The sequence below is a fragment of the Lactobacillus rizhaonensis genome, from assembly GCF_036246345.1.
GTDB classification, from domain to species: Bacteria; Bacillota; Bacilli; order Lactobacillales; family Lactobacillaceae; genus Lactobacillus; species Lactobacillus rizhaonensis.
Genome location: NZ_BTTV01000003.1, coordinates 233559 through 256571 on the forward strand (window position 1 = coordinate 233559; position 23013 = coordinate 256571).

The 23013-nt window shown below is 36.2% G+C and carries 23 protein-coding genes; 21 read left to right on the forward strand and 2 right to left on the reverse strand.

The genetic code is table 11. The features are described from left to right. Positions 1 to 2: 2 nt before the first annotated feature. From AAA915_RS05750 to AAA915_RS05805, 12 genes are all read left to right on the forward strand, one after another. Complete coding sequence (locus tag AAA915_RS05750) at positions 3 to 326, forward strand: cyclic-di-AMP receptor (protein WP_338200651.1); 324 nt, start codon at positions 3 to 5, stop codon at positions 324 to 326. After that, positions 326 to 1186, forward strand: coding sequence for a DNA polymerase III subunit delta (locus AAA915_RS05755; protein WP_338200649.1), 861 nt, complete (start codon positions 326 to 328; stop codon positions 1184 to 1186). The genes AAA915_RS05750 and AAA915_RS05755 overlap by 1 nt, the downstream gene beginning before the upstream one ends. Positions 1187 to 1195: 9 nt before the next feature. Then, entirely contained in the window at positions 1196 to 1531 is a 336-nt protein-coding gene (gene yabA / locus AAA915_RS05760) for a DNA replication initiation control protein YabA (protein WP_294604491.1), read from the forward strand. 12 nt (positions 1532 to 1543) lie between these two features. Further along, complete coding sequence (rsmI, locus tag AAA915_RS05765; RefSeq protein WP_338200647.1) at positions 1544 to 2410, forward strand: 16S rRNA (cytidine(1402)-2'-O)-methyltransferase; 867 nt, start codon at positions 1544 to 1546, stop codon at positions 2408 to 2410. Then, entirely contained in the window at positions 2407 to 3144 is a 738-nt protein-coding gene (locus tag AAA915_RS05770) for an acyl-[acyl-carrier-protein] thioesterase (protein WP_294604494.1), read from the forward strand. The genes rsmI and AAA915_RS05770 overlap by 4 nt, the downstream gene beginning before the upstream one ends. Before the next feature lie 55 nt (positions 3145 to 3199). Then, positions 3200 to 3718, forward strand: coding sequence for a folate family ECF transporter S component (locus tag AAA915_RS05775; RefSeq protein ID WP_294604495.1), 519 nt, complete (start codon positions 3200 to 3202; stop codon positions 3716 to 3718). A gap of 27 nt (positions 3719 to 3745) precedes the next feature. Further along, positions 3746 to 4492, forward strand: a complete 747-nt coding sequence (gene tsaB, locus AAA915_RS05780) for a tRNA (adenosine(37)-N6)-threonylcarbamoyltransferase complex dimerization subunit type 1 TsaB (RefSeq protein ID WP_338200643.1) — start codon at positions 3746 to 3748, stop codon at positions 4490 to 4492. Beyond that, positions 4476 to 5027, forward strand: coding sequence for a ribosomal protein S18-alanine N-acetyltransferase (rimI, locus tag AAA915_RS05785; protein ID WP_338200641.1), 552 nt, complete (start codon positions 4476 to 4478; stop codon positions 5025 to 5027). Before tsaB ends, rimI begins: the two co-directional genes overlap by 17 nt. Continuing rightward, on the forward strand, positions 5020 to 6093 hold the full coding sequence (gene tsaD, locus AAA915_RS05790; RefSeq protein WP_338207481.1) for a tRNA (adenosine(37)-N6)-threonylcarbamoyltransferase complex transferase subunit TsaD: 1074 nt from the start codon (positions 5020 to 5022) through the stop codon (positions 6091 to 6093). The genes rimI and tsaD overlap by 8 nt, the downstream gene beginning before the upstream one ends. Before the next feature lie 601 nt (positions 6094 to 6694). Next, positions 6695 to 7318, forward strand: coding sequence for an ABC transporter ATP-binding protein (locus tag AAA915_RS05795; RefSeq protein WP_338200637.1), 624 nt, complete (start codon positions 6695 to 6697; stop codon positions 7316 to 7318). Then, the gene (locus tag AAA915_RS05800; protein WP_338200635.1) at positions 7315 to 8484 is read left to right on the forward strand and encodes a hypothetical protein; all 1170 of its coding nucleotides are present in this window, start codon (positions 7315 to 7317) and stop codon (positions 8482 to 8484) included. The genes AAA915_RS05795 and AAA915_RS05800 overlap by 4 nt, the downstream gene beginning before the upstream one ends. Beyond that, positions 8484 to 9653, forward strand: coding sequence for a hypothetical protein (locus AAA915_RS05805; protein WP_338200634.1), 1170 nt, complete (start codon positions 8484 to 8486; stop codon positions 9651 to 9653). Before AAA915_RS05800 ends, AAA915_RS05805 begins: the two co-directional genes overlap by 1 nt. Positions 9654 to 9873: 220 nt before the next feature. Here the strand turns inward: AAA915_RS05805 and AAA915_RS05810 are convergent, their stop codons facing one another. Beyond that, complete coding sequence (locus AAA915_RS05810) at positions 9874 to 10278, reverse strand: GNAT family N-acetyltransferase (RefSeq protein WP_338200632.1); 405 nt, start codon at positions 10276 to 10278, stop codon at positions 9874 to 9876. 153 nt (positions 10279 to 10431) lie between these two features. Next, the gene (gene abc-f / locus AAA915_RS05815; protein WP_338200630.1) at positions 10432 to 12354 is read right to left on the reverse strand and encodes a ribosomal protection-like ABC-F family protein; all 1923 of its coding nucleotides are present in this window, start codon (positions 12352 to 12354) and stop codon (positions 10432 to 10434) included. A gap of 280 nt (positions 12355 to 12634) precedes the next feature. Between abc-f and AAA915_RS05820 the strand changes: the two genes are divergently transcribed. From AAA915_RS05820 to ruvA, 9 genes are all read left to right on the forward strand, one after another. Then, a complete protein-coding gene (locus AAA915_RS05820) occupies positions 12635 to 13270 on the forward strand; it encodes a redox-sensing transcriptional repressor Rex (protein ID WP_338200627.1) in 636 nt (211 codons plus the stop codon). Positions 13271 to 13430: 160 nt separating this feature from the next. Beyond that, the gene (groES, locus tag AAA915_RS05825; RefSeq protein ID WP_294955799.1) at positions 13431 to 13715 is read left to right on the forward strand and encodes a co-chaperone GroES; all 285 of its coding nucleotides are present in this window, start codon (positions 13431 to 13433) and stop codon (positions 13713 to 13715) included. Between the two features lie 19 nt (positions 13716 to 13734). Continuing rightward, the gene (groL, locus tag AAA915_RS05830) at positions 13735 to 15360 is read left to right on the forward strand and encodes a chaperonin GroEL (protein ID WP_122026290.1); all 1626 of its coding nucleotides are present in this window, start codon (positions 13735 to 13737) and stop codon (positions 15358 to 15360) included. 133 nt (positions 15361 to 15493) lie between these two features. Beyond that, positions 15494 to 16162 carry a DUF969 domain-containing protein gene (locus AAA915_RS05835; protein WP_338200622.1) on the forward strand — a complete coding sequence of 223 codons (669 nt, stop codon included), beginning with the start codon at positions 15494 to 15496 and terminating at the stop codon, positions 16160 to 16162. Positions 16163 to 16170: 8 nt separating this feature from the next. After that, positions 16171 to 17094: a DUF979 domain-containing protein gene (locus tag AAA915_RS05840; RefSeq protein WP_338200620.1), complete on the forward strand. Its 924-nt coding sequence runs from the start codon at positions 16171 to 16173 to the stop codon at positions 17092 to 17094. A gap of 19 nt (positions 17095 to 17113) precedes the next feature. Then, entirely contained in the window at positions 17114 to 17761 is a 648-nt protein-coding gene (gene pcp, locus AAA915_RS05845; RefSeq protein WP_338200618.1) for a pyroglutamyl-peptidase I, read from the forward strand. Positions 17762 to 17929: 168 nt separating this feature from the next. Continuing rightward, the gene (mutS, locus tag AAA915_RS05850; RefSeq protein WP_338200931.1) at positions 17930 to 20512 is read left to right on the forward strand and encodes a DNA mismatch repair protein MutS; all 2583 of its coding nucleotides are present in this window, start codon (positions 17930 to 17932) and stop codon (positions 20510 to 20512) included. Between the two features lie 2 nt (positions 20513 to 20514). Beyond that, the gene (mutL, locus tag AAA915_RS05855; RefSeq protein ID WP_338200616.1) at positions 20515 to 22398 is read left to right on the forward strand and encodes a DNA mismatch repair endonuclease MutL; all 1884 of its coding nucleotides are present in this window, start codon (positions 20515 to 20517) and stop codon (positions 22396 to 22398) included. Positions 22399 to 22401: 3 nt separating this feature from the next. Continuing rightward, positions 22402 to 22986, forward strand: coding sequence for a Holliday junction branch migration protein RuvA (ruvA, locus tag AAA915_RS05860; protein WP_338200614.1), 585 nt, complete (start codon positions 22402 to 22404; stop codon positions 22984 to 22986). The last annotated feature ends 27 nt before the right edge of the window (positions 22987 to 23013 follow it).

Below are 23013 nucleotides of genomic sequence, written 5' to 3' on the forward strand. Positions count from 1 at the left end.
AAATGAAGTTAATAGTTGCAATTGTTCAAAAAGAAGATGCTAACCGCTTGCAGCGTACCTTTGTTAAAGAAAGTATTCGTGCAACTAAACTTGCTACAACTGGTGGATTTCTTAGTGAGGGTAATACGACTTTTCTTATCGGTATAGATGATAAACATGTTAAACAAGTTTTGCGTGTTATCAAGGATGAATCCAAATCACGTGAAGAATATATGAATCCAAATATGGTAATGACGGGTTTTGATATTAGTAGTCAACCGGTAAAAATTACAGTTGGTGGGGCTACTTGCTTTGTCTTGCCTGTTGAAGAATTTAAGCAATTCTAATGTATGTCAATATTAAGGAAGCGGGCCAGAAGCAAACTGAACTTTTACGTCAGGCACTCGAACAAAATAAACTGGCGCACAGTTACTTATTCGTTGACGCTAATGAAATTCAGGCTTTAAATACGGCCTATTGGTTAGCTTGTCTCTTTAATTGTAGTGGCAGTAAAAAACCAGATGGTACTTGTCAAAATTGCCGGCAGATTATTTCAGGCAATCACCCGGATGTTTTGCTGGTAAGGCCCGAAGGCAAGCAAACTTTGGGCATTGATCAAGTGCGAATTTTAAAAGAAGAATTGGCTAAAAGTCCGGTTCAAAGCAATGTACGTTTCTTTTTTATTAATGAAGCACAAAAATTAACTTTGCCTGCAGCTAATGCTTTGCTCAATTTGCTGGAAGAACCTATTGCACCCGTTGTTACTATTTTAATTACCAATAATACTGATCAAATTTTGCCAACGATTCGTTCACGTACTCAGATTATTAATTTTACGAATAATGAAAAAGAGAATGGCAAAAGTGCGGAATTATTAGCAAATGGCTTTAGTCCTAGTGAAGTTGGCGAGCTAGAAGATACAGCTAAATTAGGTAAAGATACTAAATATTTTTATCAAGAAATGATTGAACATAACTCATTAGCACTTGTCAGCGCGCACCAGTTGGCTGAAATAGCAAGAAGCAAAAGCGAACAAAATTATATTCTCTTTTTGCTTAAGAAATGGGCGCAAGAGGAATTAGAAAATAATCATCAAGATGATGGAGCAAGAATGCTAAAGTATTTGCTTGAAATTGATAAGATGCAGTACAGCAATGTTAGTTTTCGTAATTTACTTGATTTTCTTGCTTTGCAGTGGAAACGGTAGGTGTTCGTGGTGGATTCATATTCAAAGTTGGAGCAGCTTCACGATTCGATGGTTAACATGACCAAAACAATCGAAAGTTTAGAGAATAGTATTTTAGAGACTTTAAAAGAAAATACTGAATTAAAAGTAGAAAATCAATTGCTGCGTGAAAAAATGGACAAAATGAATAATGCCCATAATGGTACCGTAAAAACTCAAAGTGGCCTTGAATCTTTGCGGCAAATATACAGCTCAGGTTATCATATTTGCAATATGTACTATGGCTCTCACCGTGATCCTAATACAGACTGCATGTTTTGCCTGGATATTCTTGATAATTTCGGTGAAAAAAAGAAGAAACATTAAAGGACTGATCAAATGCAGAGGCAAAGTAGTTATGCCCAAGAAAATGGTAAGCTTTATCTAGTACCAACTCCGATTGGTAATTTGGAAGACATTACGATTAGAGCAAAAAAAGTTTTACAGGAAGCTGATTATATTGCAGCTGAAGATACCAGGACTAGTGGCATCCTGCTTGAAAAAATTGGGGTCCATAATCATATGCTTTCTTTTCATAAGTATAATTCAAAAGAAAGAGCGCCCGAATTAATTAAATTAATGACTGAGGGTGCAGTTATCGCAGAAATTAGTGACGCTGGAATGCCCGTAATTTCTGATCCGGGATATATCTTGGTTCAAGAGTGTATCAAAAATAATATTCCAGTTGTCCCTTTGCCAGGTGCTTCCGCCTTTACTACTGCCTTGATTGCTTCTGGCTTTGATGCTCAACCATTTACCTATTATGGCTTTTTACCGCGCAAAAAGACTGAGCAAAAACCCTTTTTTGAACAAATGAATAAAGCGCGCGCGACATCTGTTTTTTATGAAGCACCACATAGGTTGGTGAAAACACTTAATAATATGTCCGAAATTCTGGATTCTGAGCGTCAAATTGTTGTCGCTAGGGAACTGACTAAGATTCATGAGGAGTTTATTCGTGGTACAATCAGTGAAGTAACTACTTATTTTGAACAAAATGCGCCAAGAGGTGAATTTGTAATTTTGGTTTCACCAAATACCAAACAAGCAAAAAAGTTATCCTGGACCGAGCTCTTTACATTAGTAGATCAATTAGTTGCTAAAGGAAAAAGTAAAAAAATGGCTATTAAGGAGACTGCTCAGGAAAATCACGTCTCCAAAAATGAATTATATGAACGTTACCATCAAAAGCAGGTGAAATTATGAAATACAGTGAAAAGCATATTGTAAATTATTATGAGTGTGATGAAAATAAAAATTTAAAATTGCCTGCAATGATTGACTTGATGATGAGCGTCTCAGAGCATCAATTAGATTCAGGTAATGGTAGTACTAACGCCTTGACCAAAAGGGGATTAGGTTGGGTTGTAACGCAGTACCATATTGAAGTTACACGTCTGCCCCATCCAAATGAAGAAATTATACTTACGACTGAACCATTTGGCTATAACCGTTTTTTGGAATATAGAAATTATGTATTTACCGATCAGAATAGCAATGAGCTAATAACAGTAAAGAGTGAATGGGTTTTATTTGATTTAAAGACTCGCAAATTAGTATCAACTGATAAGGAAATGATGGCTGAATTGGGAATACCACTCTTGAAAAAGCTGCCTCGTTTTCCCAGATTGCGGGTTCAGAAAAATTACGATAAAAAAAGGCAGTATCGAGTACGCTATGATGATTTGGATACTAACCATCATATGACTAATGGCCACTATTTTAATTGGTTTCTTGATACGCTTGACCGCGATTTTTTAAAAAATCATATCGTCAAAACTATTGATATTAAATTTAACCTTGAAGTCCGCTATGCGCAAACGCCTTATGCATGCGTAAACTTAATCAAAGATGGTGACACTATAAAATCATTTCATGCGATTGCGGATGAGGACAAAAATGATAAAGCTGTTTGTGAACTAACTTGGCGCAAAATATAATATAATTATTTTTTGTGTTCTAAGATAATTTAATTAAAGAAAGAAAGTGCTGCAAATGACTATTAAAGAAATGTTTAAGGTCGAATTGCGTGATCTTGTACTCTTAGGAATTATTGTCGCAATGAAGATTATTCTTAGTCGTTTTACAGTCGGATCAGCTGTTGTTCATGTAAGTTTGGGGTTCATCGGAAGCGTGATGCTGGGATACCTTTTTGGACCTGTTTGGGGCAGTATTGGCGGTGGAATCAGTGATTTGGTTTCATCAGCTCTATTTGGTAATCAAGGAGGCTTTTTTATCGGCTTTACCCTCAGTGCAATGATTGGTCCGTTTATTTATGGCCTGGTCTTTTATCAAAAGCCAGTCAAAATTTGGCGGATTATTTTGGCAACTCTATTAGTGACAGTTGTTGTTAATATAGGTTTAAATACACTTTGGGTTCATCTTTTATATGGTATTGACTACTCTGTCGCGCTTATTCAAAGAATTCCGAAGGAAGCCATCACCCCCTGGGTGGAAATGATTGTCAATTATTTTGTTTTAAACGCAATTTCAAGAGTTAGGATTAACAGGTAATTTTGAAAAGAGTAAAAATATTTTAGAATGAAAATTTTGAGTATGTCGACCGCGACAAATAATTTAAGTGTGGCTTTAAATGATGGTGCTAAAATAATTACGGAAAAGAATGAATTTGACCAACGTAATCACAGCGGACATTTGGATCCATTAATTGACGAAATTTTAAAAGAAAATGATCTAAGTTTGGCAGAAATCGATCGTTTTGCCGCTGCAATTGGACCAGGTTCATATACTGGTTTACGGATTGGCGTTACGACAGTAAAAATGTTTGCCAGCATTTTACATAAAGATGTAGCAGGCATTTCTACCTTACAAGCATTGGCAGCTAGTTGTGCAGAAAAAGACACTTTAATAGTGGCTGGGATTGATGCTCGTAATGACAATTACTTTGCGGGTGCTTATGTCAATAAGGAAGATGATTCGGGTCCTGAATGTGTAATACCTGATGGGCACTATCATATTGACACACTTTTAAGCGCAGTAGCAGAATATTGTGCAAATAACAATCTGGAAAATGTTATTTATGTTGGTACTGGCTTTGAAAAACAAAAAGAGGCTATCAAAAAGACAAATATCCCCTTTAGTTTTGGCACTGAAAAACAAAATGTTGTTCATGGCGGCTTAATAGGCAAGCTGGCTTTGAATGCTCAACCCGATGATCCCGACCAGTTGTTGCCAAACTATTTGCGGCGCACACAGGCTGAAATTGATTGGCATAAAAAGACCGGAGAAGCATATAAACCTGACAGTAACTATGTGGAAGAAGTTTAAGTATTTCTGGCCTTTTTTGTTTGTAGCACCAAAGAAAAAGTCTGTTGACTTTATACCTGAAAAATTCATTATCAATCACTCTATACTGAATATTAGACAGGCGCAAATTGAGGATATTTCTGCGATCTTGTTACTTGAGCAAAGTTTATATCAAGGAGAGGAGCCTTGGAGTAGAGCAATTTTTCAAACTGAATTAGGGAAAAAGAATTCACTTTATTTACTTGTATTGCAGTCGCAATTGGTAGTCGGGCTAATTGGTATCCGAATTGATAATAGGAAAGCGCACATTACTAATTTAATGGTTGATTCAGCTTGGCAAAAAAGAGGTATAGGTACTTATTTAATTAGAAAAGTAATTGAAGTTGCCCAAGAAAAAGGCTGTGAGGAAGTTAGCCTGGAAGTAAGAGAAGATAACTTAAATGCCCAAAAGTTATATCAAAAATTGGGTTTTGTTACAACTTTCGTTTGGCCCAATTATTATCAGGACTCCCGGCAAAACGCGTTTAACATGGTACTTAAATTGGTAGATGATTGAAAGAAAGGAAATAGAAGTGGTACATAAAAAAGATATCCGGATTTTAGCTTTTGAAAGTTCTTGTGATGAGACTTCGACATCTGTTGTCAAAAATGGCAGAGAAGTTGAAAGCTTGATAGTGGCAACTCAAATTAAAAGTCACCAGCGTTTTGGAGGAGTCGTTCCCGAAGTAGCTAGTCGCCACCACATTGAAGTGATTACGCAAATTACCAAGGAAGCTTTAAGTGAAGCAAAAGTAACCTGGAATGATATCGATGCTATTGCCGTAACTTATGGACCAGGTCTGGTTGGAGCCCTGTTAATTGGTGTTAGTGCAGCTAAAGCTGCTTCAATGGCTACAGGCATCCCCCTAATTGGTGTAGATCATATTATGGGCCACATTATGGCAGCACAATTAAAAGAAGAGATTACTTATCCAGCTATTGCACTGCAAGTTTCTGGTGGTCACACTGAAATTGTTTTACTTAAAGACCCGACTCATTTTGAAATAGTTGGTGATACTAGGGATGACGCGGCAGGTGAGGCTTATGACAAAATTGGACGTGTGCTTGGGGTTAATTATCCTGCCGGTAAAACTATTGATGAATGGGCTCATCAGGGAAAGGATACCTTTGATTTCCCCCGTGCAATGATCAAAGAAGAGGACTACGATTTTTCTTTTTCTGGACTAAAGAGTGCGTTTATTAATACTTATCATCATGCCGAACAAATTAACAAAAAATTAAATAAATACGACTTAGCCGCCAGCTTTCAGGCTGCAGTGATTGATGTTTTAGCAACTAAAACAATTAGGGCGATTAAGCAGTATCAGCCCCAAACCTTTATTATGGGTGGTGGTGTGGCCGCTAACCATGGTTTACGTGACAGAATGAACCAAGAAATAAAGGATTTACCACAAAATATGCGACCAAAAGTCATTTTGCCTGAGTTAAAATTATGCGGAGATAATGCTGCAATGATTGGTGCAGCGGCATACAATTTATATCAGGAAGGAAAATTTGCTGATCTAACTTTAGATGCTGATGCATCATTAGAATTACCTTACGCGTCAGAAATGCTGCAATAAAATAAATAATATCAGGATCAAGACAAAATCCATACGAAAAAAGGCGTTGAGTTCAACGTCTTTTTGTTGTTCTGAAAATAGTTTTTTCCCAGACTCTTTTTTATCATTACGTGTTTTGAGTTCAACTATTTTAAACATTAAATTTATGTGTCAATTATTAATAATCGGGGAGTATACAAAATGACAATTGGTGAATAGCTACAGTATCGGATTGAAAGAACTTTTAGATAGTAGTATTAAAAAACAAAAAATGTCACATATGCTTTAAAAGTCATATGTGACATTTTTTAATTTAGTTTTCTTAACAGATTACAATAAAGTCAAACAGGTAAGGGAGGAAATTAAATGGTTAGTTTACTACATTCATTGATGATCCTAGCTATTAGCATGTTTTAAAGAGTTCAAAAATACAAAATTTGATAATCACTTTGATTATGAATTTTATACGGATAGACTATTAATAAAACTCAAATAAAAACAAGTTTCTACCAATAAATAGGGATACGTTTAAACTTCTAATCAAAAAACAATAAAATTATGGTAGGCTAAATATAGTAATCCTATCATTTTTAAATTAATTTACCATTCAAAAAAGGAGACAATGATGTTAACAGTCCAAAACCTATCGCTCAAAACCAGGCAGCCAATCCTGCACGATTTTTCTTATCAATTTGCACCCGGTCAATTTTATCAAATTGCTGCAGAAAATGGTTCTGGTAAAACAAGTTTCTTGCGTGCTGTTACGGATTTAATTCCAGCTTCTTCTGGTAAAGTCTTATTAGACGGAAAACCATATGCCAAAAATAAGCGTAAGCTTTTTTTCTTTGAAAGCAATGAATGGTTCAACGTCAATTTAACCAGCTTTGATTACTTAAAATTTGTGAAAAAACAATGGCATTCTAATGTCAACCTTGATCAAGAGCTTGATTTGCTGGGTGTCAGTGAGTATGTCAAAGTCCCGATTAAAAAGTATTCGCTCGGAATGAAACAAAAATTGATTGTGGCCATGTACTTAGTTAGTGGCGCTGAATATTACTTGATGGACGAGATTACTAACGGTCTTGATGAAGAAAGCCGCGCAATTCTTTATGAACGACTAAATGATGAGGTAGTTCAGCGTAATAAATGTATTATTCTAACCTCTCACTATAGCAGCGAGATTAAAGTGAATAACTTACACCGACTTGTTTTACAAAAACAAATGATGCACGAGGTAGATCAATGAACTCATATTTTTCATTGCAACTTAAAAAGGTTATTAAACACAATCTAACAATTATTTCACTGGTTATTTTATTATTAATTTCTTTTGCCTTACTATACATGAAGTCTGCACAGCTCACTGCTACTGGTTCTTTGAAAGGAGATGCTCAAGGTCAGATTACCATGAAAAAGGAAGCCTTAAAAGCGGATCGTCAAGCACTCAAACGATATTCACCGCATGGAAAATCATTTAAGGCCACTGAAAAAGATATCAAACAAATTGAAAAGGAATTGAAAAAAGATCAAACCTTTGTAGATAATATTAATCACAATCACTGGAAACGAGTTTATGAGACCAAATTAAAAAGGGAACAAAAAGGCAAATTGACTGATCTAAGTTCAGATGAAAAAGATGGACATAAAAGTATAATACTGCGTTTAAAGTATCTCATAGCTCACCCTATGCCTTATGAAAGCGACAGCGCAGTCACCGGGATACAATTTCTGTTATATTTGAATGCAAACTATTGGCCCATCTTATTTAGTTTGGTAATGATTTTTATTTTGACTTATTTATTTACTGGTTCTTATAAAACTGGTCTTGACATTTCGACTGTCTTGCCAATTAATCGCTTGCAAAATACCCTGACTAATAATATTGTGGGGCTGGTAGTTGTCAGTTTTATTTTTCTTTTACTAAACTTATTAGTTTTCGGTGGAGCAACGAGCATTTTTGGTACTGGTCGCAATGACTATCCTTACATCATTCACCATCTGGTTAGCGGCCACTTGGTGCCAGGAATTGTTCCAACTGCCAAATTGTTGCCCCAAGCTGTTATACTGCAGCTCTTAAATTTCATATTTATGGTTTTGTTTGTACAGCTGATTGCTAAAATTTTTCATAACCAGTTACCGACTCTGTTAGTTTCGCTATTGCTTTTATTAGGCGGTCATTTTGTTACAATTTTTATTATTCCGCTGGAGAAGATTGCGCAGTTGCTTCCTGGTACTTATTTAGGAGTATTAAACATTGTTTCAAACCAAACAGCCTATACAATGAACAATTCTGCTATTAACTTTTCAAATGGTGTGTTTACCTTAATACTAAGTTCTATATTATTATTGTTGTTGGTACTTTTAATTGATCGCCTTACAACTGTTACACATAGAAATGGGAGACTGGCATAATGTCCTATTTGGCTTTTCAGCTTAAAAAAGTATTTAAGAATAAGCTAACCCCCGTTTGCTTAGCAATTCTAGTCTTAATAATGGGTATTGTCTTATTCATGAATATTCGCACTAATCCCCGATTTTCCTTACAGGCGGGAGCTAAATCAGAGATTGCTTATTGCCAAAAAGAAATTAACCGGCAGCAAAGATTACTTAAACATGATAAACAAAAATCAAAAACTGAGATTCACAATGATACTAAAGCTGCTATAAAGCAAAACCAAGATGTAGTTAAGCAAGATAAACAAGTTCTAAATGCGGCAAATAAAGGCAACTGGCGCAAAGCTTACACGATTATGTGGCAACAAAAAAAGCAGGAACAAACTATTAGATCAAATGGTCAAGATTTAGCAGGCCTTAATTCAAAAATAAATATAGAGAAAAAACTGCAATTCTTTAACTATTTACGCCATGAGCCTTTGCCTTATGAAAGTCAGGATATGCCAGTAACAGGCTGGCAGTTCTTACTGCAATTAAATCAGCAATATTTACCTTACGTATTTACTCTTGTTGCTCTGTTTTTACTAACTTTGCTTTTAACTGATTCTTACCACCAAAAGTTAGATACGGCGCAGCTATTACCGCTTGAAAAAAATAATTTAATGATTTCTAATATCATAGCAGGAATAGTCCTGACCCTTGGTAGTTTTTTAGCGATTAATTTAGTATTATTTATTGCAACTTCCTTTATTTCTGGTACAGGTAGTTTAGCCTTTCCTTATATCGTAGGTCAATATACAGGTGGTAGGCCTCTTATTGAATGTGTATCTACTGGCAGTTTTATTATTAAAGTAATTGTATTGCAGGTACTTACCTTCATCTTCGAGGTTGTCCTAGTTCAGTTCCTTGCTCGAATTTTTCGTGATAAATTACCAGCATTACTTATCGCTATTTTACTTGTCCCGGGACTTAACATTGCAACTATGGTAGTTGAGCCGCTGCGTAAGATTTGCGCCTGGCTGCCAATGACTTACCTAAATGCAGTTGACATAGTATCAGGCAATTTAGGAATTAATTATCAAAATGTGCAGTTGAACTATACGACAGGGATTTTAACACTGTGCTGTTCAATTTTAATAATTACTATTATGATTTCACTGTCCAGTCATATAAAATATAAAGAATAAAATTTTATATTTCTTAAATCAACGTTTTTACTTTTAATTTAGTATTATCATGACTTTAGATCGTTCATTTGTTTATTTAAATTATGCTTACTCAAAAGTCTTTTAAAACTAAGTGTAAAAATATATAACAAGTAATAACATACTCGCCATTACAAAATGGAAAACTCATTTCAAAAGAGTCTGGGAAAAGATAGTTTTTTCCCAGACTCTTTATTATCTCTTAAAAATCTTTGTAAAAAGCGATCAAGTTGTATTTGTCACACGGATTAAAATCACAGCTTTCATAAAACATGCGCGTTTTAACGGTATTTTCTGTCAACAAAACTTTCTGTCTTACAGAATTATATTTCTTTAGCACGCTATTGATTAATTTCGTACCAATTCTTCGTCTTTGATAAGCAGGATTAACCAGTAAATCTTGGATATAAGTGATGGTCAGACCATCACCAACTACTCTGATTAATCCAACTAACTGGTTCTGATCATAAGCGCCAATAGCAAAAAGCGAATTTGCAACTGCTTTTTGCAGTAGCCGAGGGTTTTGTGTATAGCAACTCCAACCAACGCTTGTGTATAAATTGATAATTAAAGAGTAATACGTGATTTTCCATGTACACCTTTCCAATTTATTTTTTATAGAACCAGAAATTTATCAAGTTTTGCAAACAAAAAATCAATTAATAGTTAGCGAGGCAATTACTGCAAGTTAAAATATAGAAATAGTAAACAAGAAGGCAGATTTATTCCTATTTTTGTTGTGCTTACTTGATATATTGTTTTAGTCAAAGCTATCCAGTTCAGTCAGTGCCTTTTCCCAAGCATCATTTGCCTCAGCAAGTTGTTTTTGCACTTCAGTGAGCTGTTCCTGCAAGGGGCCTAACTTGTCAAAGTTAGTGGCAATTTCAGGATCAGCCATTTGAGACTGAATATCTTCTTGCTCTTTTTCCAGCTGTTCAATCTTATTTTCAGTATTTTCAACTTCTCTTTGTAACTTACGCTTTTGTGAATCGCGCAATTTTTGCTCTTGATAAGAAAGTTTATTTTTATTTTCGTCTACTTTTGCTGCCGTATTGTTTGCTGCCAACTGGTTCTCTGTAACAATGTTTTGTTTGTTTTTTTCATCTAAATAATAGCTATAATCACCCTCGTAAACATGAGCACTACCATTTTTGATCTCCACAATTTTATTAGCTAACTGATTAATGAAATAGCGATCATGTGACACAAACAACAAAGTACCATCAAAATCCTGTAAAGCTTTTTCTAATACTTCTTTGGCCTCAAGATCCAAATGGTTAGTAGGTTCATCCATCAGCAGAAAGTTGTTATGCTCTAGTGACAAAACCGTTAATGTTAATCTGGCCTTTTGACCACCTGAAAGTTGCCCGACAGTTTTATCAATATCCTTTGCCGTAAATAAGAAACTGGCTAGAATCGACCTCACATCTTTTTCAGGCATTGTTTTATGACGGTCCCAAACGGTGTCAATCACCGTTTTAGTTGGATCAAGTCCTTGTAGTTCCTGATCATAATAGCCGATATCTAGCGAAGCACCATATTTAATTGAACCTTTTTTCGGCTTTAATTCTTTCATAACGGTTTTTAGTAAAGTTGACTTACCAATACCATTTTGACCAATAACGGCTACGCGGTCGCCTTTATTTATTTGCAGAGAAATATCGTGCACCATTGTTTTTGTCGGATAGCCAATTGTTAAATCACGTAAAATTAAAACTTCTTTACCTGAAGGCCGCTCGCTTTGGAAATTAATGCGCACTTTATTTTTGTGCTTTGGGGGAGTAATTCTTTCCATTTTCTCCAATTGCTTGCGGCGGCTTTGTGCTCGTTTAGTAGTTTTGGCTCTGACAATATTTTTTTGAATAAATTCTTCGTCTTTTTTGATTTGCTCTTGCTGCTTTTCATACGCTTCTTCTTGCTGCCGATCACGCAGCTGACGTTCAGCAACGTATGCGGAATAATTCCCCTTAAAGACAGTTAATTTTCCAAATTGCAATTCAAAAATCTGTGTGGCTAAATTATCTAAAAAATACTGATCGTGGGAAACAACTAAAATAGCACCAGAATAGTTTTTTAGATAACTTTCCAGCCAGTCCAAAGTGTCTAAATCAAGGTAGTTGGTAGGTTCATCAAGTAACAGTAGAGCAGGTTTGCGCAGTAGCAATTTAACAAATGAGAGTCTTGTTTTTTCTCCTCCGGAAAGACTTGCGATCTTTTTGGACCAAGTTTCTTCAGGAAAGCTAAAGCCATTCAAAATACTTTTGATATCAGCCTGATAGGTATACCCTCCTTGCTGCTCAAAGTTGAATTGCAGTTGATCATACTGTTTTAACAAATCTCTTCTTTTAGGGTTAGCAGCAATGTCTTGCTGTAAACTTGTGATTTTTTTACTCATATTAATTAAGGAAGTAAAAACGCTGAGCATTTCTTCCCAAATCGTTTTACTTTCATTTAGACTATTTTCCTGAGCAATGTAGCCGACATCTATGTTTTTATTAATTGTGAAGTCACCATGTGTGGCTTCTTCCTCGCCAGTCATAATTTTAAGCAGGGTTGTTTTACCAATCCCGTTAGGTCCAATCAGACCAATTCTGGCATTTGCGTCAATTGAAAAATTGACATTTTTAAATAATGTGTTGGCACCGAATTGTTTTTCTAAATCGTGTCCTTGTGCAATTATCATAATTTTTCACCTAAAAACCATTTTAGCATACGTATTGAATTTCTTGTGTGAGAGTTTGACAGATATATGAAAGAAAAAGTGCAAAAATAAAGCCTTTTTATGCTTAAATAAATAAAAATACTAATTCCTATTATCAAGCCTGTTACTATTATGCTAAAATTTAAAAGATTGTGAAAAAAATGTTTGCAAATGGCGTAAATTTATAGGTAAAATAGAATTGATTGCTGAGAAATTCACAAGAACGAATTACATATACTTAATTAAGTTGGAGGCTTTTTAAATGGAAAAAATCAAAATACCAACGGCAACGGCTAAAAGGTTGCCGTTATATTACCGTTATCTTATTATATTAAATGAGGCTGGCAAAGAAAAAGTTTCCTCAACTGAGTTGTCTGAAGCTGTCCAGGTAGATAGTGCATCAATCAGACGTGATTTTTCTTATTTTGGCGCTTTGGGTAAAAGGGGTTATGGCTACGATGTTAAAAGTTTACTTTCTTTTTTTAAAAAGATTTTAAACCAAGACACTCTAACAAATGTTGCTTTGGTTGGTGTAGGTAACTTAGGTCATGCTTTATTAAATTACAATTTTAAACGCTCAAATAATATTCGCATTTCTTGTGCTTTTGATATTGATGAGAAAATTACCGGCAGAATTCTAAGCGGTGTGCCTGTCTATGATATGAGCGAACTCAAAAAGCAGCTTAGTGACCAACAGATTTCTATTGCAATTTTAACCGTTCCATCTGTGGCTGCTCAAAAAACTGCTGATGATATGGTAGAGGCTGGTATTAAGGGGATCATGAATTTTACCCCAATTCGTTTATCTGCACCAAGTGGCATTAGAATTCAAAACGTTGATTTGGCTACTGAGTTGCAGACACTTATTTACTTTCTTGATTCAGACAAGAAAAAATAGTTTTAAAAAGCAAATTAGCACTTTTTTACTCAAAGTGCTAATTTTTTCTTGCATTTTTTCATAAAAGGGGTTATTATCATAAATGTAAGTTAGCACTTGGCAAATAGGAGTGCTAATGGCACATAAAAGAGATTAAAATTTAATTTTAGGAGGGACAAACGTGTTACAACCAATTGGTGATCGCGTGATCGTAAAAGTTAAAGAAGAAGAAGAAAAGACTGTAGGCGGAATCGTCCTGGCTTCTAATGCTAAACAAAAGCCGACAGAAGGTGAAGTAGTTGCTGTTGGTGAAGGTAGCTTTGCTGAAAATGGTAACAAGATACCTATGTCTGTTAAGGAAGGCGACGTTGTTTTATACGACAAGTATTCTGGTACAGATGTTAAATACGATGGTCAAAAATATTTAGTCCTTCACGAAAAAGATATTTTAGCAATTGTTAAGTAATTAAGGAGCGTATAAAAATATGGCAAAAGAAATTAAATTTTCAGAAAAAGCAAGACGTTCCCTGTTAAAGGGCGTTGACAAATTAGCCGATACTGTTAAGGCTACAATTGGTCCTAAGGGTAGAAACGTTGTTTTGGAGCAATCATACGGTAATCCAGATATTACTAACGACGGTGTGACAATCGCCAAAGCGATCGAATTAAAAGACCACTACGAAAATATGGGTGCTAAGTTAGTTGCAGAAGCAGCACAAAAGACAAATGATATTGCCGGTGATGGTACTACTACTGCTGTTGTTTTAACCCAAGCAATTATTCGTGAGGGTATGAAGAACGTTACTGCCGGTGCTAACCCTGTTGGTGTTCGTCGCGGTATTGAAAAAGCTACAAAAGCTGTAGTAAATGAATTACACAAGATTAGTCATACTGTTTCTTCAAAAGACCAAATTGCTCAAGTTGCTTCAGTTTCTTCAGCTTCAAAAGAAGTTGGTGATCTAATTGCTGATGCAATGGAAAAAGTTGGTAATGATGGTGTTATCACTATTGAAGACTCACGTGGTATCGAAACTGAATTATCTGTAGTTGAAGGTATGCAATTTGACCGTGGCTACCTTTCACAATACATGGTAACTGATAATGACAAGATGGAAGCTGATCTTGACAATCCATATATCTTAATTACTGATAAGAAGATTTCTAACATTCAAGACATCTTGCCATTGTTACAAGAAATTGTTCAACAAGGTAAATCACTTTTAATTATTGCCGATGATGTTTCTGGTGAAGCTTTGCCAACATTAGTTTTGAACAAGATTCGTGGTACATTCAATGTCGTTGCTGTTAAAGCTCCTGGTTTTGGTGATCGTCGTAAAGAACAATTACAAGATATTGCTGCTTTAACTGGTGGTACAGTTATTACTGAGGACTTAGGTCTTGAATTAAAGGACACTAAGATTGACCAATTAGGTCAAGCTCGTCGCATTACTGTAACTAAGGACTCAACTACTATTGTTGATGGTTCTGGTTCAGATGAAGCAATTAAAGATCGTGAAGATTCAATTAGAAAGCAAATTGCAGAAACCACTTCTGACTTTGATAAGAAGAAATTACAAGAGCGCCTGGCTAAATTAACTGGTGGTGTCGCTGTTATTCATGTTGGTGCTGCTACTGAAACTGAATTAAAAGAACGCAGATACCGTATTGAGGACGCATTGAACTCAACTCGCGCTGCTGTTGATGAAGGCTACGTCGCTGGTGGTGGTACTGCTTTAGTAGATGTTAAGGATGCTGTTAAAGACCTTAAAGGTGACAATGCTGATGAACAAACAGGTATTAATATTGTCTTAGAAGCTTTGACTGCCCCAGTTCGTCAAATTGCTGAAAATGCTGGTGAAGATGGTTCAGTTATCTTGAATAAACTTGAAGGTCAAGAAAACGAAGTTGGTTACAATGCAGCTAACGGTAAATGGGAAAACATGGTTGAAGCCGGAATTATCGACCCAACTAAGGTAACCCGTACTGCTTTACAAAATGCTGCTTCTATTGCTGCTTTGCTGTTGACTACTGAAGCCGTTGTTGCCGAAATACCAGAAGAAAAACCTGCCGCTGATCCAAATGCAGGTGCTGGCAATCCAGGTATGATGTAATTTAGTTTTTATTAGTTAATTAATAAATCCTACTAGCAATCCTGTGGGGCTTGCTGGTAGGATTTTTTGTTTAATATACAAGTTATCAGAATTTAATATTTAAATACTGCCTTTACATTAGGAAGGAATATTAGTGGAATATTTAAGTTTACTAGGTATCGTAGTGATAGTAATTGGCTTTGCGCTAGGACTTGATACCATAGCCGTGGTTATTATTGCTGCTTTAGTGACAGCGTTAGTTTCAGGAATAGATTTTGTCTCGTTTTTGACGATTTTGGGCAAAGGATTTATGGATAACCGAATGGTTTCCTTGTTTTTTCTGACTTTACCAACAATTGGCATTTTGGAAAGACATGGTTTAAAGCAGGCGGCTGTTAATTTGATTAAAAAAATGAAGAAGCTGACACCAGGTCGCATTTTTGATATTTATTTAGCAATTCGAGAAATTGCAGGCGCCTTTGGTATATCTCTGCAAGGACACGTACAATTCATTGCTCCTCTGATTAATCCTATGGCGCAAGCAGCTGGTAAAATTAATAGCAAATTGACTGCTTTGGAAGTTGACCAAATTAAAGGCAGGGCGGCTGCAACAGAGAATTTTGGTAATTTCTTTGCACAAAATTTATTTGTGGCCTCTTCAAGCGTTTTACTGATTGCAAGTACTATGAAATCTTTGGGTCATCCGGTGGATCCTAGTGGTATAGTTTTATATACTTTTCCAGTTGCAATCATCAGTTATATTTTATGTGTACTTTACAATCATGTGTTTGACCAAAAATTACTAAATCAACAAGAAAAGTAGGGGAAATAATGGATACTTTAATCAATAATATTTTACTAGCATTCTATATCTTAATTGGGCTATTTTTCTTGGCTGCAGCTATTGAATCCTGGCGTGATCAATCAAATCCCGTGCGCTGGGGTACAGGGCTATTCTGGTTATTGTTTGCAATATTATTTTGCTGCGGGCAATGGCTGTCGAATACAATTAACGGTGCAATTATTATAATTATTGCCTTGTTATCTCTATTTAAACAGGTTCGCGTAGGGCACATCAGGGATTTAGACGAGAAAGTTGCTCAACAAACTGTTAAACGCATTGGTAACTGGATCTTTTTGCCAAGTATCTTGTTAGCAGTTTTAGCTTTGTTAATAGCCCAATTTACTGATCTGGGTGGTCAAGTAGGTATAGGTGTAGCAGCGATTGTTTCACTTATTTGCGCACAGATTCTGACTAAAGCAAATGTCAAAGTTGTATATGAGGATACTCAGAGAATGGTCCGCTCTGTGGGGTCTGCTGGAATCCTACCACAGTTGCTTGCAACTCTTGGTGTGGTGTTTACAGCTTCTGGTGTTGGGCAAGTGACTGCTAAAGCTATTTCCGGCCTTTTTCCTATTGGAAATCATTTGTTAGGAGTTACACTTTATTGCGTTGCCATGGCATTGTTTACTGCCATTATGGGTAATGCGTTTGCGGCTTTTGCAGTTATTACTGCTGGGATTGGCATCCCATTTGTTGTAGCACAAGGTGGTTCACCCGTTGTAGTTGCAGCTTTAGGAATGACTTCGGGCTATTGTGGTACATTACTAACACCAATGGCAGCTAATTTTAATACTTTGCCTGTTGCTCTTATGGAAATGAAAGATCAATTAGGTGTAATTAAGCAACAATTTCCGATCGCAATTAGCATGTTGCTCATTCAAATTATTCTAATGTACTTTTTGGCATTTTAAGATAGTGAGGAGAAATATAATGAAAATTCTTGTAACAGGTTTTGATCCATTTGGTGAAGATAAAATTAATCCTGCAATTGAAGCAGTTAAACGACTGGATAATGAAATTGCTGGAGCACAAATCGTAAAACTGGAAATACCAACTGTTTTCGGTGATTGTGCCGACGTGGTTCATGCAGCTATTCTTAAAGAAAAACCTGATTATGTGTTAAATATTGGACAGGCTGGTGGTCGCTACGGCCTAACGCCTGAGCGTGTAGCTATTAATTTTGATGATAGTCGCATTGCCGATAATAAAGGATACCAGCCTCTTGCCACTCCTATTCATGAAGACGGTCAAAATGCATATTTTACGCAACTTCCTGTTAAAGCAATGGCGCGTGCAATTCGGGAAGCTGGACTTCCAAGTTCAGTCTCTACAACAGCGGGTACATTTGTCTGCAACCACATTATGTATCAAGTGCAGTATATGATTGATAAAGAATTTCATGACTTAAAAGCTGGCTTTATGCACATTCCGTATCTACCAGAACAAGTTGTTGCTAAACCAGAAACTCCTTGTCTGAGTTTGGCAGACGATGTAAAGGGAATTACAGCTGCCATTAGTGCAATTGTTAAGATGGATGGCAAGAAAGATTTGGAAAGTATTGAAGGACATATTGCCTAAATTTTGGATTTATTTATATGCGAAAGTAATAATTGCAGCTAAAAAACATATTGTGAGAAGAGATCGTTTTACTTGCGGTCTTTTTTCTTTTAATGAATAGTTTAGCGTATAATAATAACAGTAATGCAGAAAAGAAGGAGAATAATGGCGCAAACAAACCTGACTCCGATGATGGAGCAATATCACCAAATCAAAAAGCAGTATCCCGACGCTTTTCTTTTTTATCGGGTTGGCGATTTTTACGAATTATTTGAAGACGATGCGGTTAAAGGTGCACAAATTTTAGAATTAACTTTGACTCACAGGTCAAACAAAGCAGAAAACCCTGTCCCTATGGCAGGAGTACCTCATGTAGCGGTTCAATCTTATGTTGATACACTGGTTGAAAAGGGTTATAAGGTGGCTTTATGCGAACAACTTGAAGATCCGAAAAAGGCCAAAGGAATGGTTAAACGTGGTATTATCCAACTCGTGACTCCTGGAACCTTGATGAATGATAAACCAAGTGAAGCCAAGGAATCGAATTATCTTACATCAGTTGTGACTACTAAAAGTTGTTTTGGACTAGCATACAGTGATTTATCGACTGGTGAGATTTATGCTACCCATTTGAAGAGCTTTGCGGCTGTTTCAAACGAATTATTGTCTTTGCGTACCCGTGAAGTTGTTTTTAATGGTCATTTAAATGATCAGGATAATGATTTTTTTCATAAAGCAAATATTACCGTATCAGAACCTGTTGCATTAACTGGCAAGCATGCGGAGATTTCGTTTGCTGAACAGAATCTGACAAACTCCGCTGAAAAAGCTGCTGTAAAACAGCTAGTGGGATATTTATTACAAACTCAGCGTCGCAGCTTAGCCCATTTACAGGTCGCTAAAAGCTATGAAGTCAATCAGTATTTACAAATGTCTCATACCGTGCGGGATAATTTAGAGTTGACGGCATCAGCAAAAACGGGTAAGAAAATGGGTTCACTTTTTTGGGTGCTTGATAAAACGCATACCGCAATGGGTGGCCGATTGTTAAAACAATGGCTGGCTCGGCCATTATTATCCGTTGAGCAGTTAAACAGACGCCAAGAGATGGTGCAGGCGTTAATTGATGAGTACTTTACCCGGGAAAATATTAATGATGCACTTAAGGGAGTTTATGACTTAGAACGTTTAACGGGACGAATTGCTTTTGGTAATGTCAATGCCAGAGAATTATTACAATTAGCTCATTCTCTTAATGCTGTGCCAACAATTTTGACAGCAATGCAAAAGGCTGAAAATAAAAATATGCAAAATTTTGCCAGACAAATTGATCCTTTAAAAGGAATTGCTAAATTGATTACCGCTACTATTGTTGATCAGCCTCCAATTTTGACAACTGAAGGAGGATTAATCAAGGATGGTGTTGATAGTCAATTAGATCGTTATCGGGATGCTATGAATAATGGTAAAAAGTGGCTAACTGAAATGGAGCAGAATGAACGAGCTCAAACGGGTATTGATAATTTAAAAGTTGGTTATAACAAGGTCTTTGGTTACTATATTCAAGTTACAAATTCAAATAAGAGTAAGGTTCCGCTTGACCGTTATACTCGTAAGCAAACTTTGACAAATGCAGAGCGTTATATCACTCCAGAACTTAAAGAACATGAAAGTCTTATTTTAGAAGCACAAACTAAATCAACAGATTTGGAATATGATTTATTTGTGAAATTAAGAGAGGAAGTTAAGAAGTACATTCCAGCCTTACAAAAGTTAGCAGGACAAGTAGCTGAACTTGATGTCTTCTGCTCTTTTGCTCAGGTAGCTGAAGATAATAATTATTGCAGACCTCATTTTCATACCAATAATCAAGACGTTAAGGTAGTATTAGGACGTCACCCAGTAGTTGAACAAGTGATGAAAGCAGGATCCTTTATTCCTAACGATGTTAAGTTAACAGAAGATACCAATATTTTTCTAATAACGGGTCCTAATATGTCAGGTAAAAGTACATACATGAGGCAGATGGCTCTTATTGTCGTAATGGCTCAAATAGGATCATTTGTACCAGCCGATAGTGCTGATTTGCCTATTTTTGATCAAATTTTTACTCGTATTGGAGCAGCTGATGATTTGATTTCTGGTCAAAGTACCTTTATGGTTGAAATGACCGAAGCAAATGATGCTTTACAACATGCCACTAAACGTAGCTTAGTTTTATTCGACGAAATTGGTCGGGGGACAGCCACTTATGATGGTATGGCCCTTGCCGGTGCAATTGTGCAATATTTACATGATGAAGTTGGAGCCAAAGTTTTATTTGCTACACACTTTCACGAATTAACAGCCTTGGAACAGACTTTACCTCATTTAAAAAATATTCATGTGGGAGCAACCGAAGAAAATGGCAAGCTGATTTTTCTGCACAAAATTTTACCAGGACCTGCAGATCAAAGTTATGGCATCCATGTTGCACAACTTGCTGGTTTACCTAGAAAAGTTTTACGCAAAGCTACCAAGTTGCTTAAAAGACTTGAAGCTCAAGGTAGTAATTTGGGACCGGCTGCAACACAACTTGATTTATTTAGCACAAGTAATGAGCCGGATGAGGAACAACCAACTGGTGTAGAGTCAGATTCTGCAACTGAATTAACTGACAAAGAAAAAGATATCCTAGATGAGATTTCCAATCTTTATTTGGCAGATCAAACACCGTTGCAAGTGATGCAGCTGGTGGAAAATTGGCAAGAGGATTTAAAGGATGAAAACTAATCATGGCACAAATACATGAGCTTTCAGTTAATCTGTCTAACCAGATAGCTGCTGGAGAAGTAATTGAAAGACCGGCAAGTGTGGTCAAAGAATTGATTGAGAATGCGATTGATGCAGGTAGTAGCAGGATTAGAATAGACTTTATTGATGCTGGTTTGAAACAGATTGTAGTTCAAGATAACGGCTCTGGAATTCCTAGTGATCAGATTGATCTTGCTTTTACCAGACATGCTACCAGCAAAATAAAAAGTGAACATGATTTGTTTAATGTCAATACCTTAGGCTTTAGAGGAGAAGCTTTAGCCTCGATTGCTGCAGTTAGTCATGTTGAAATTTTAACTAATTCTTCTGGAGCAATAGGAACGCGTGCTGAATTTTCTGCTGGTGTTAAAAAAATGCAGGAAGATGCTGCAGCAAGACAAGGTACTCAGATAACTGTCAAAGATTTGTTCTATAATACCCCGGCACGATTAAAATATTTGCGCAGTCCCAGGACTGAAATTATGAAAACAGTAGATATTGTTAATCGCCTTGCATTAGGATATCCCGAAATTGCGTTCACTTTAATGAATGAAGGAAAGATACTGCTTAGAACTGCTGGTAATAATAATTTACGCCAAACGGTATCAAGTGTTTATGGCCGCAATATTGCCGAACGAATGCTGCCTTTTAAAGGTAGTGACAATGATTTTGAAGTGAGAGGTTTAATTTCCAAGCCAGAACTTACACGATCTACTCGTAATTTTATTTCCATTTTGCTCAACGGGCGTTATATTAGAAATTTTAAGTTGGCAAGTGCAGTATTGGATGGTTATGGTAATAATCTTACTGACAGACATTATCCTATTGCAGTCATCAAAATAAAGACAGATCCTTTATTAGTTGACGTCAACGTTCACCCCACAAAGCGGGAGGCTCGCTTATCTAAAGAAACAGAATTGAGTCGCTTGATTACCAGTGCTATTAGCAGCGTACTTCTGAAAAATGACGTGAAATCTGATGCATTGAGTAATTTAAATTCAACTAAAGAAGATACACTGGTTGATCAACTTAAGTTTAATTTAAATAAAAATGTGGTAGAAACGAAAAGGCCAGATGCAGGAGTGGATGAAATTAATGAACAGCCTCCAGCAGAAATTAAGCACATTCAGCATTCACAGTATGTGAATTTGGATACTCCGCGAGACGATGAACATTATCTCATAACTGCGACATGGGATGATAATGTTGTCAAGCAGTGTAGCTTAACGCCCTTTACTAGTAAAAACTCTAATAATGAGATTATTTCTAATGGTGATGAAGTGTTGGCTGCCAGCCTACCTGAATTAAGTTTTGTTGGACAAACCAGTATTTTTATTATTGCTGCAAATAATGATGATCTATACTTAATTGATCAAGTTGCAGCAAGAAGATTGCTTTCTTTTCAAAAAATCATGCGGGAATTATCTAACTCCAAAATTAGCCAACAGGGGCTACTCAGTCCTTTAATTTTAGAATTTGGTAACCTGGATTTTTTACAAATAAAAGAAAAAATGGCAGACATCAGAAAAATTGGGATTTTTTTAGAAGATTTTGGTCAGGATACCTTTATTTTAAGATCTTATCCCACTTGGCTGAAACAAAATGTTGAGCAATCTGTTCGTAAGATTTTAGACCTGTTTTTAAATGTTGCTCAAAGCAATTCTCAAAATTTAATAAAAAGAATTGCGGCTGATCAAGCTCAACGAGAAGTTTCGGGGCGTAAAAAATTGACGGTTGCTGATTGTGGTGCAATTTTGACCGATCTGCGGCAAATTGCTGATCCTTATCATGACGCTAAGGGGAATTTGGTAATTGTGCGCATTAGACAAAGTGATTTACGCAAAATGTTTAAGAGGAATAAATAAGATATGTATGAATATTTTCAGGGTATTATTGTTACAATAAAACCTGATTTTGTAGTAGTTGATGTAAATGGAATTGGCTATAAAGTTTTTAGTCCCACACCTTATGCTTATCAAGAAGGACAAAAGGCGCGAGTTTTTATTGAACAAATTGTACGGGATACCGGTATCACTTTATATGGCTTTCAAACTGAGGATGATAAGGGACTGTTTTTAAAGCTCTTAAGTGTAAGCGGTATTGGCCCTAAGTCTGCTTTGGCAATCATGGCGGCTGAAGATAGTGATTCATTAGCAGAGGCAATTGAACAGGGTGAAGTAAAATATTTAACTCGTTTTCCAGGCGTTGGAAAAAAGACTGCTTCACAAATTGTGTTGGACTTAAAAGGTAAATTGGGAAGCTTTGTTAAGAATGCAAATAAAGCGGCTTCCTCAGAAATATCTCCTGAACTAAATGACGCATTATTAGCATTATTAGCGTTAGGATACACTAAAAAAGAAGTGGATAGAATTACTCCGGCTTTAATTGCTGAGGAAAAAACAACTGCGGATCAGTACATTAAAAAAGGGTTGGCACTTCTCTTAAAGAAGTAAATCTTGTTATAATGAAAATGACATTTT

Coding starts and splice junctions, on each gene's coding strand:
- AAA915_RS05750 (WP_338200651.1), top strand. CDS start 3: ATGAAGTTAATAGTTGCAATTGTTCAAAAAGAAGATGCTAACCGCTTG.
- AAA915_RS05755 (WP_338200649.1), top strand. CDS start 326: ATGTATGTCAATATTAAGGAAGCGGGCCAGAAGCAAACTGAACTTTTA.
- rsmI (WP_338200647.1), top strand. CDS start 1,544: ATGCAGAGGCAAAGTAGTTATGCCCAAGAAAATGGTAAGCTTTATCTA.
- AAA915_RS05770 (WP_294604494.1), top strand. CDS start 2,407: ATGAAATACAGTGAAAAGCATATTGTAAATTATTATGAGTGTGATGAA.
- AAA915_RS05775 (WP_294604495.1), top strand. CDS start 3,200: ATGACTATTAAAGAAATGTTTAAGGTCGAATTGCGTGATCTTGTACTC.
- tsaB (WP_338200643.1), top strand. CDS start 3,746: ATGAAAATTTTGAGTATGTCGACCGCGACAAATAATTTAAGTGTGGCT.
- rimI (WP_338200641.1), top strand. CDS start 4,476: ATGTGGAAGAAGTTTAAGTATTTCTGGCCTTTTTTGTTTGTAGCACCA.
- tsaD (WP_338207481.1), top strand. CDS start 5,020: ATGATTGAAAGAAAGGAAATAGAAGTGGTACATAAAAAAGATATCCGG.
- AAA915_RS05795 (WP_338200637.1), top strand. CDS start 6,695: ATGATGTTAACAGTCCAAAACCTATCGCTCAAAACCAGGCAGCCAATC.
- AAA915_RS05800 (WP_338200635.1), top strand. CDS start 7,315: ATGAACTCATATTTTTCATTGCAACTTAAAAAGGTTATTAAACACAAT.
- AAA915_RS05805 (WP_338200634.1), top strand. CDS start 8,484: ATGTCCTATTTGGCTTTTCAGCTTAAAAAAGTATTTAAGAATAAGCTA.
- abc-f (WP_338200630.1), bottom strand. CDS start 12,354: ATGATAATTGCACAAGGACACGATTTAGAAAAACAATTCGGTGCCAAC.
- AAA915_RS05820 (WP_338200627.1), top strand. CDS start 12,635: ATGGAAAAAATCAAAATACCAACGGCAACGGCTAAAAGGTTGCCGTTA.
- groL (WP_122026290.1), top strand. CDS start 13,735: ATGGCAAAAGAAATTAAATTTTCAGAAAAAGCAAGACGTTCCCTGTTA.
- AAA915_RS05840 (WP_338200620.1), top strand. CDS start 16,171: ATGGATACTTTAATCAATAATATTTTACTAGCATTCTATATCTTAATT.
- pcp (WP_338200618.1), top strand. CDS start 17,114: ATGAAAATTCTTGTAACAGGTTTTGATCCATTTGGTGAAGATAAAATT.
- mutS (WP_338200931.1), top strand. CDS start 17,930: ATGATGGAGCAATATCACCAAATCAAAAAGCAGTATCCCGACGCTTTT.
- mutL (WP_338200616.1), top strand. CDS start 20,515: ATGGCACAAATACATGAGCTTTCAGTTAATCTGTCTAACCAGATAGCT.
- ruvA (WP_338200614.1), top strand. CDS start 22,402: ATGTATGAATATTTTCAGGGTATTATTGTTACAATAAAACCTGATTTT.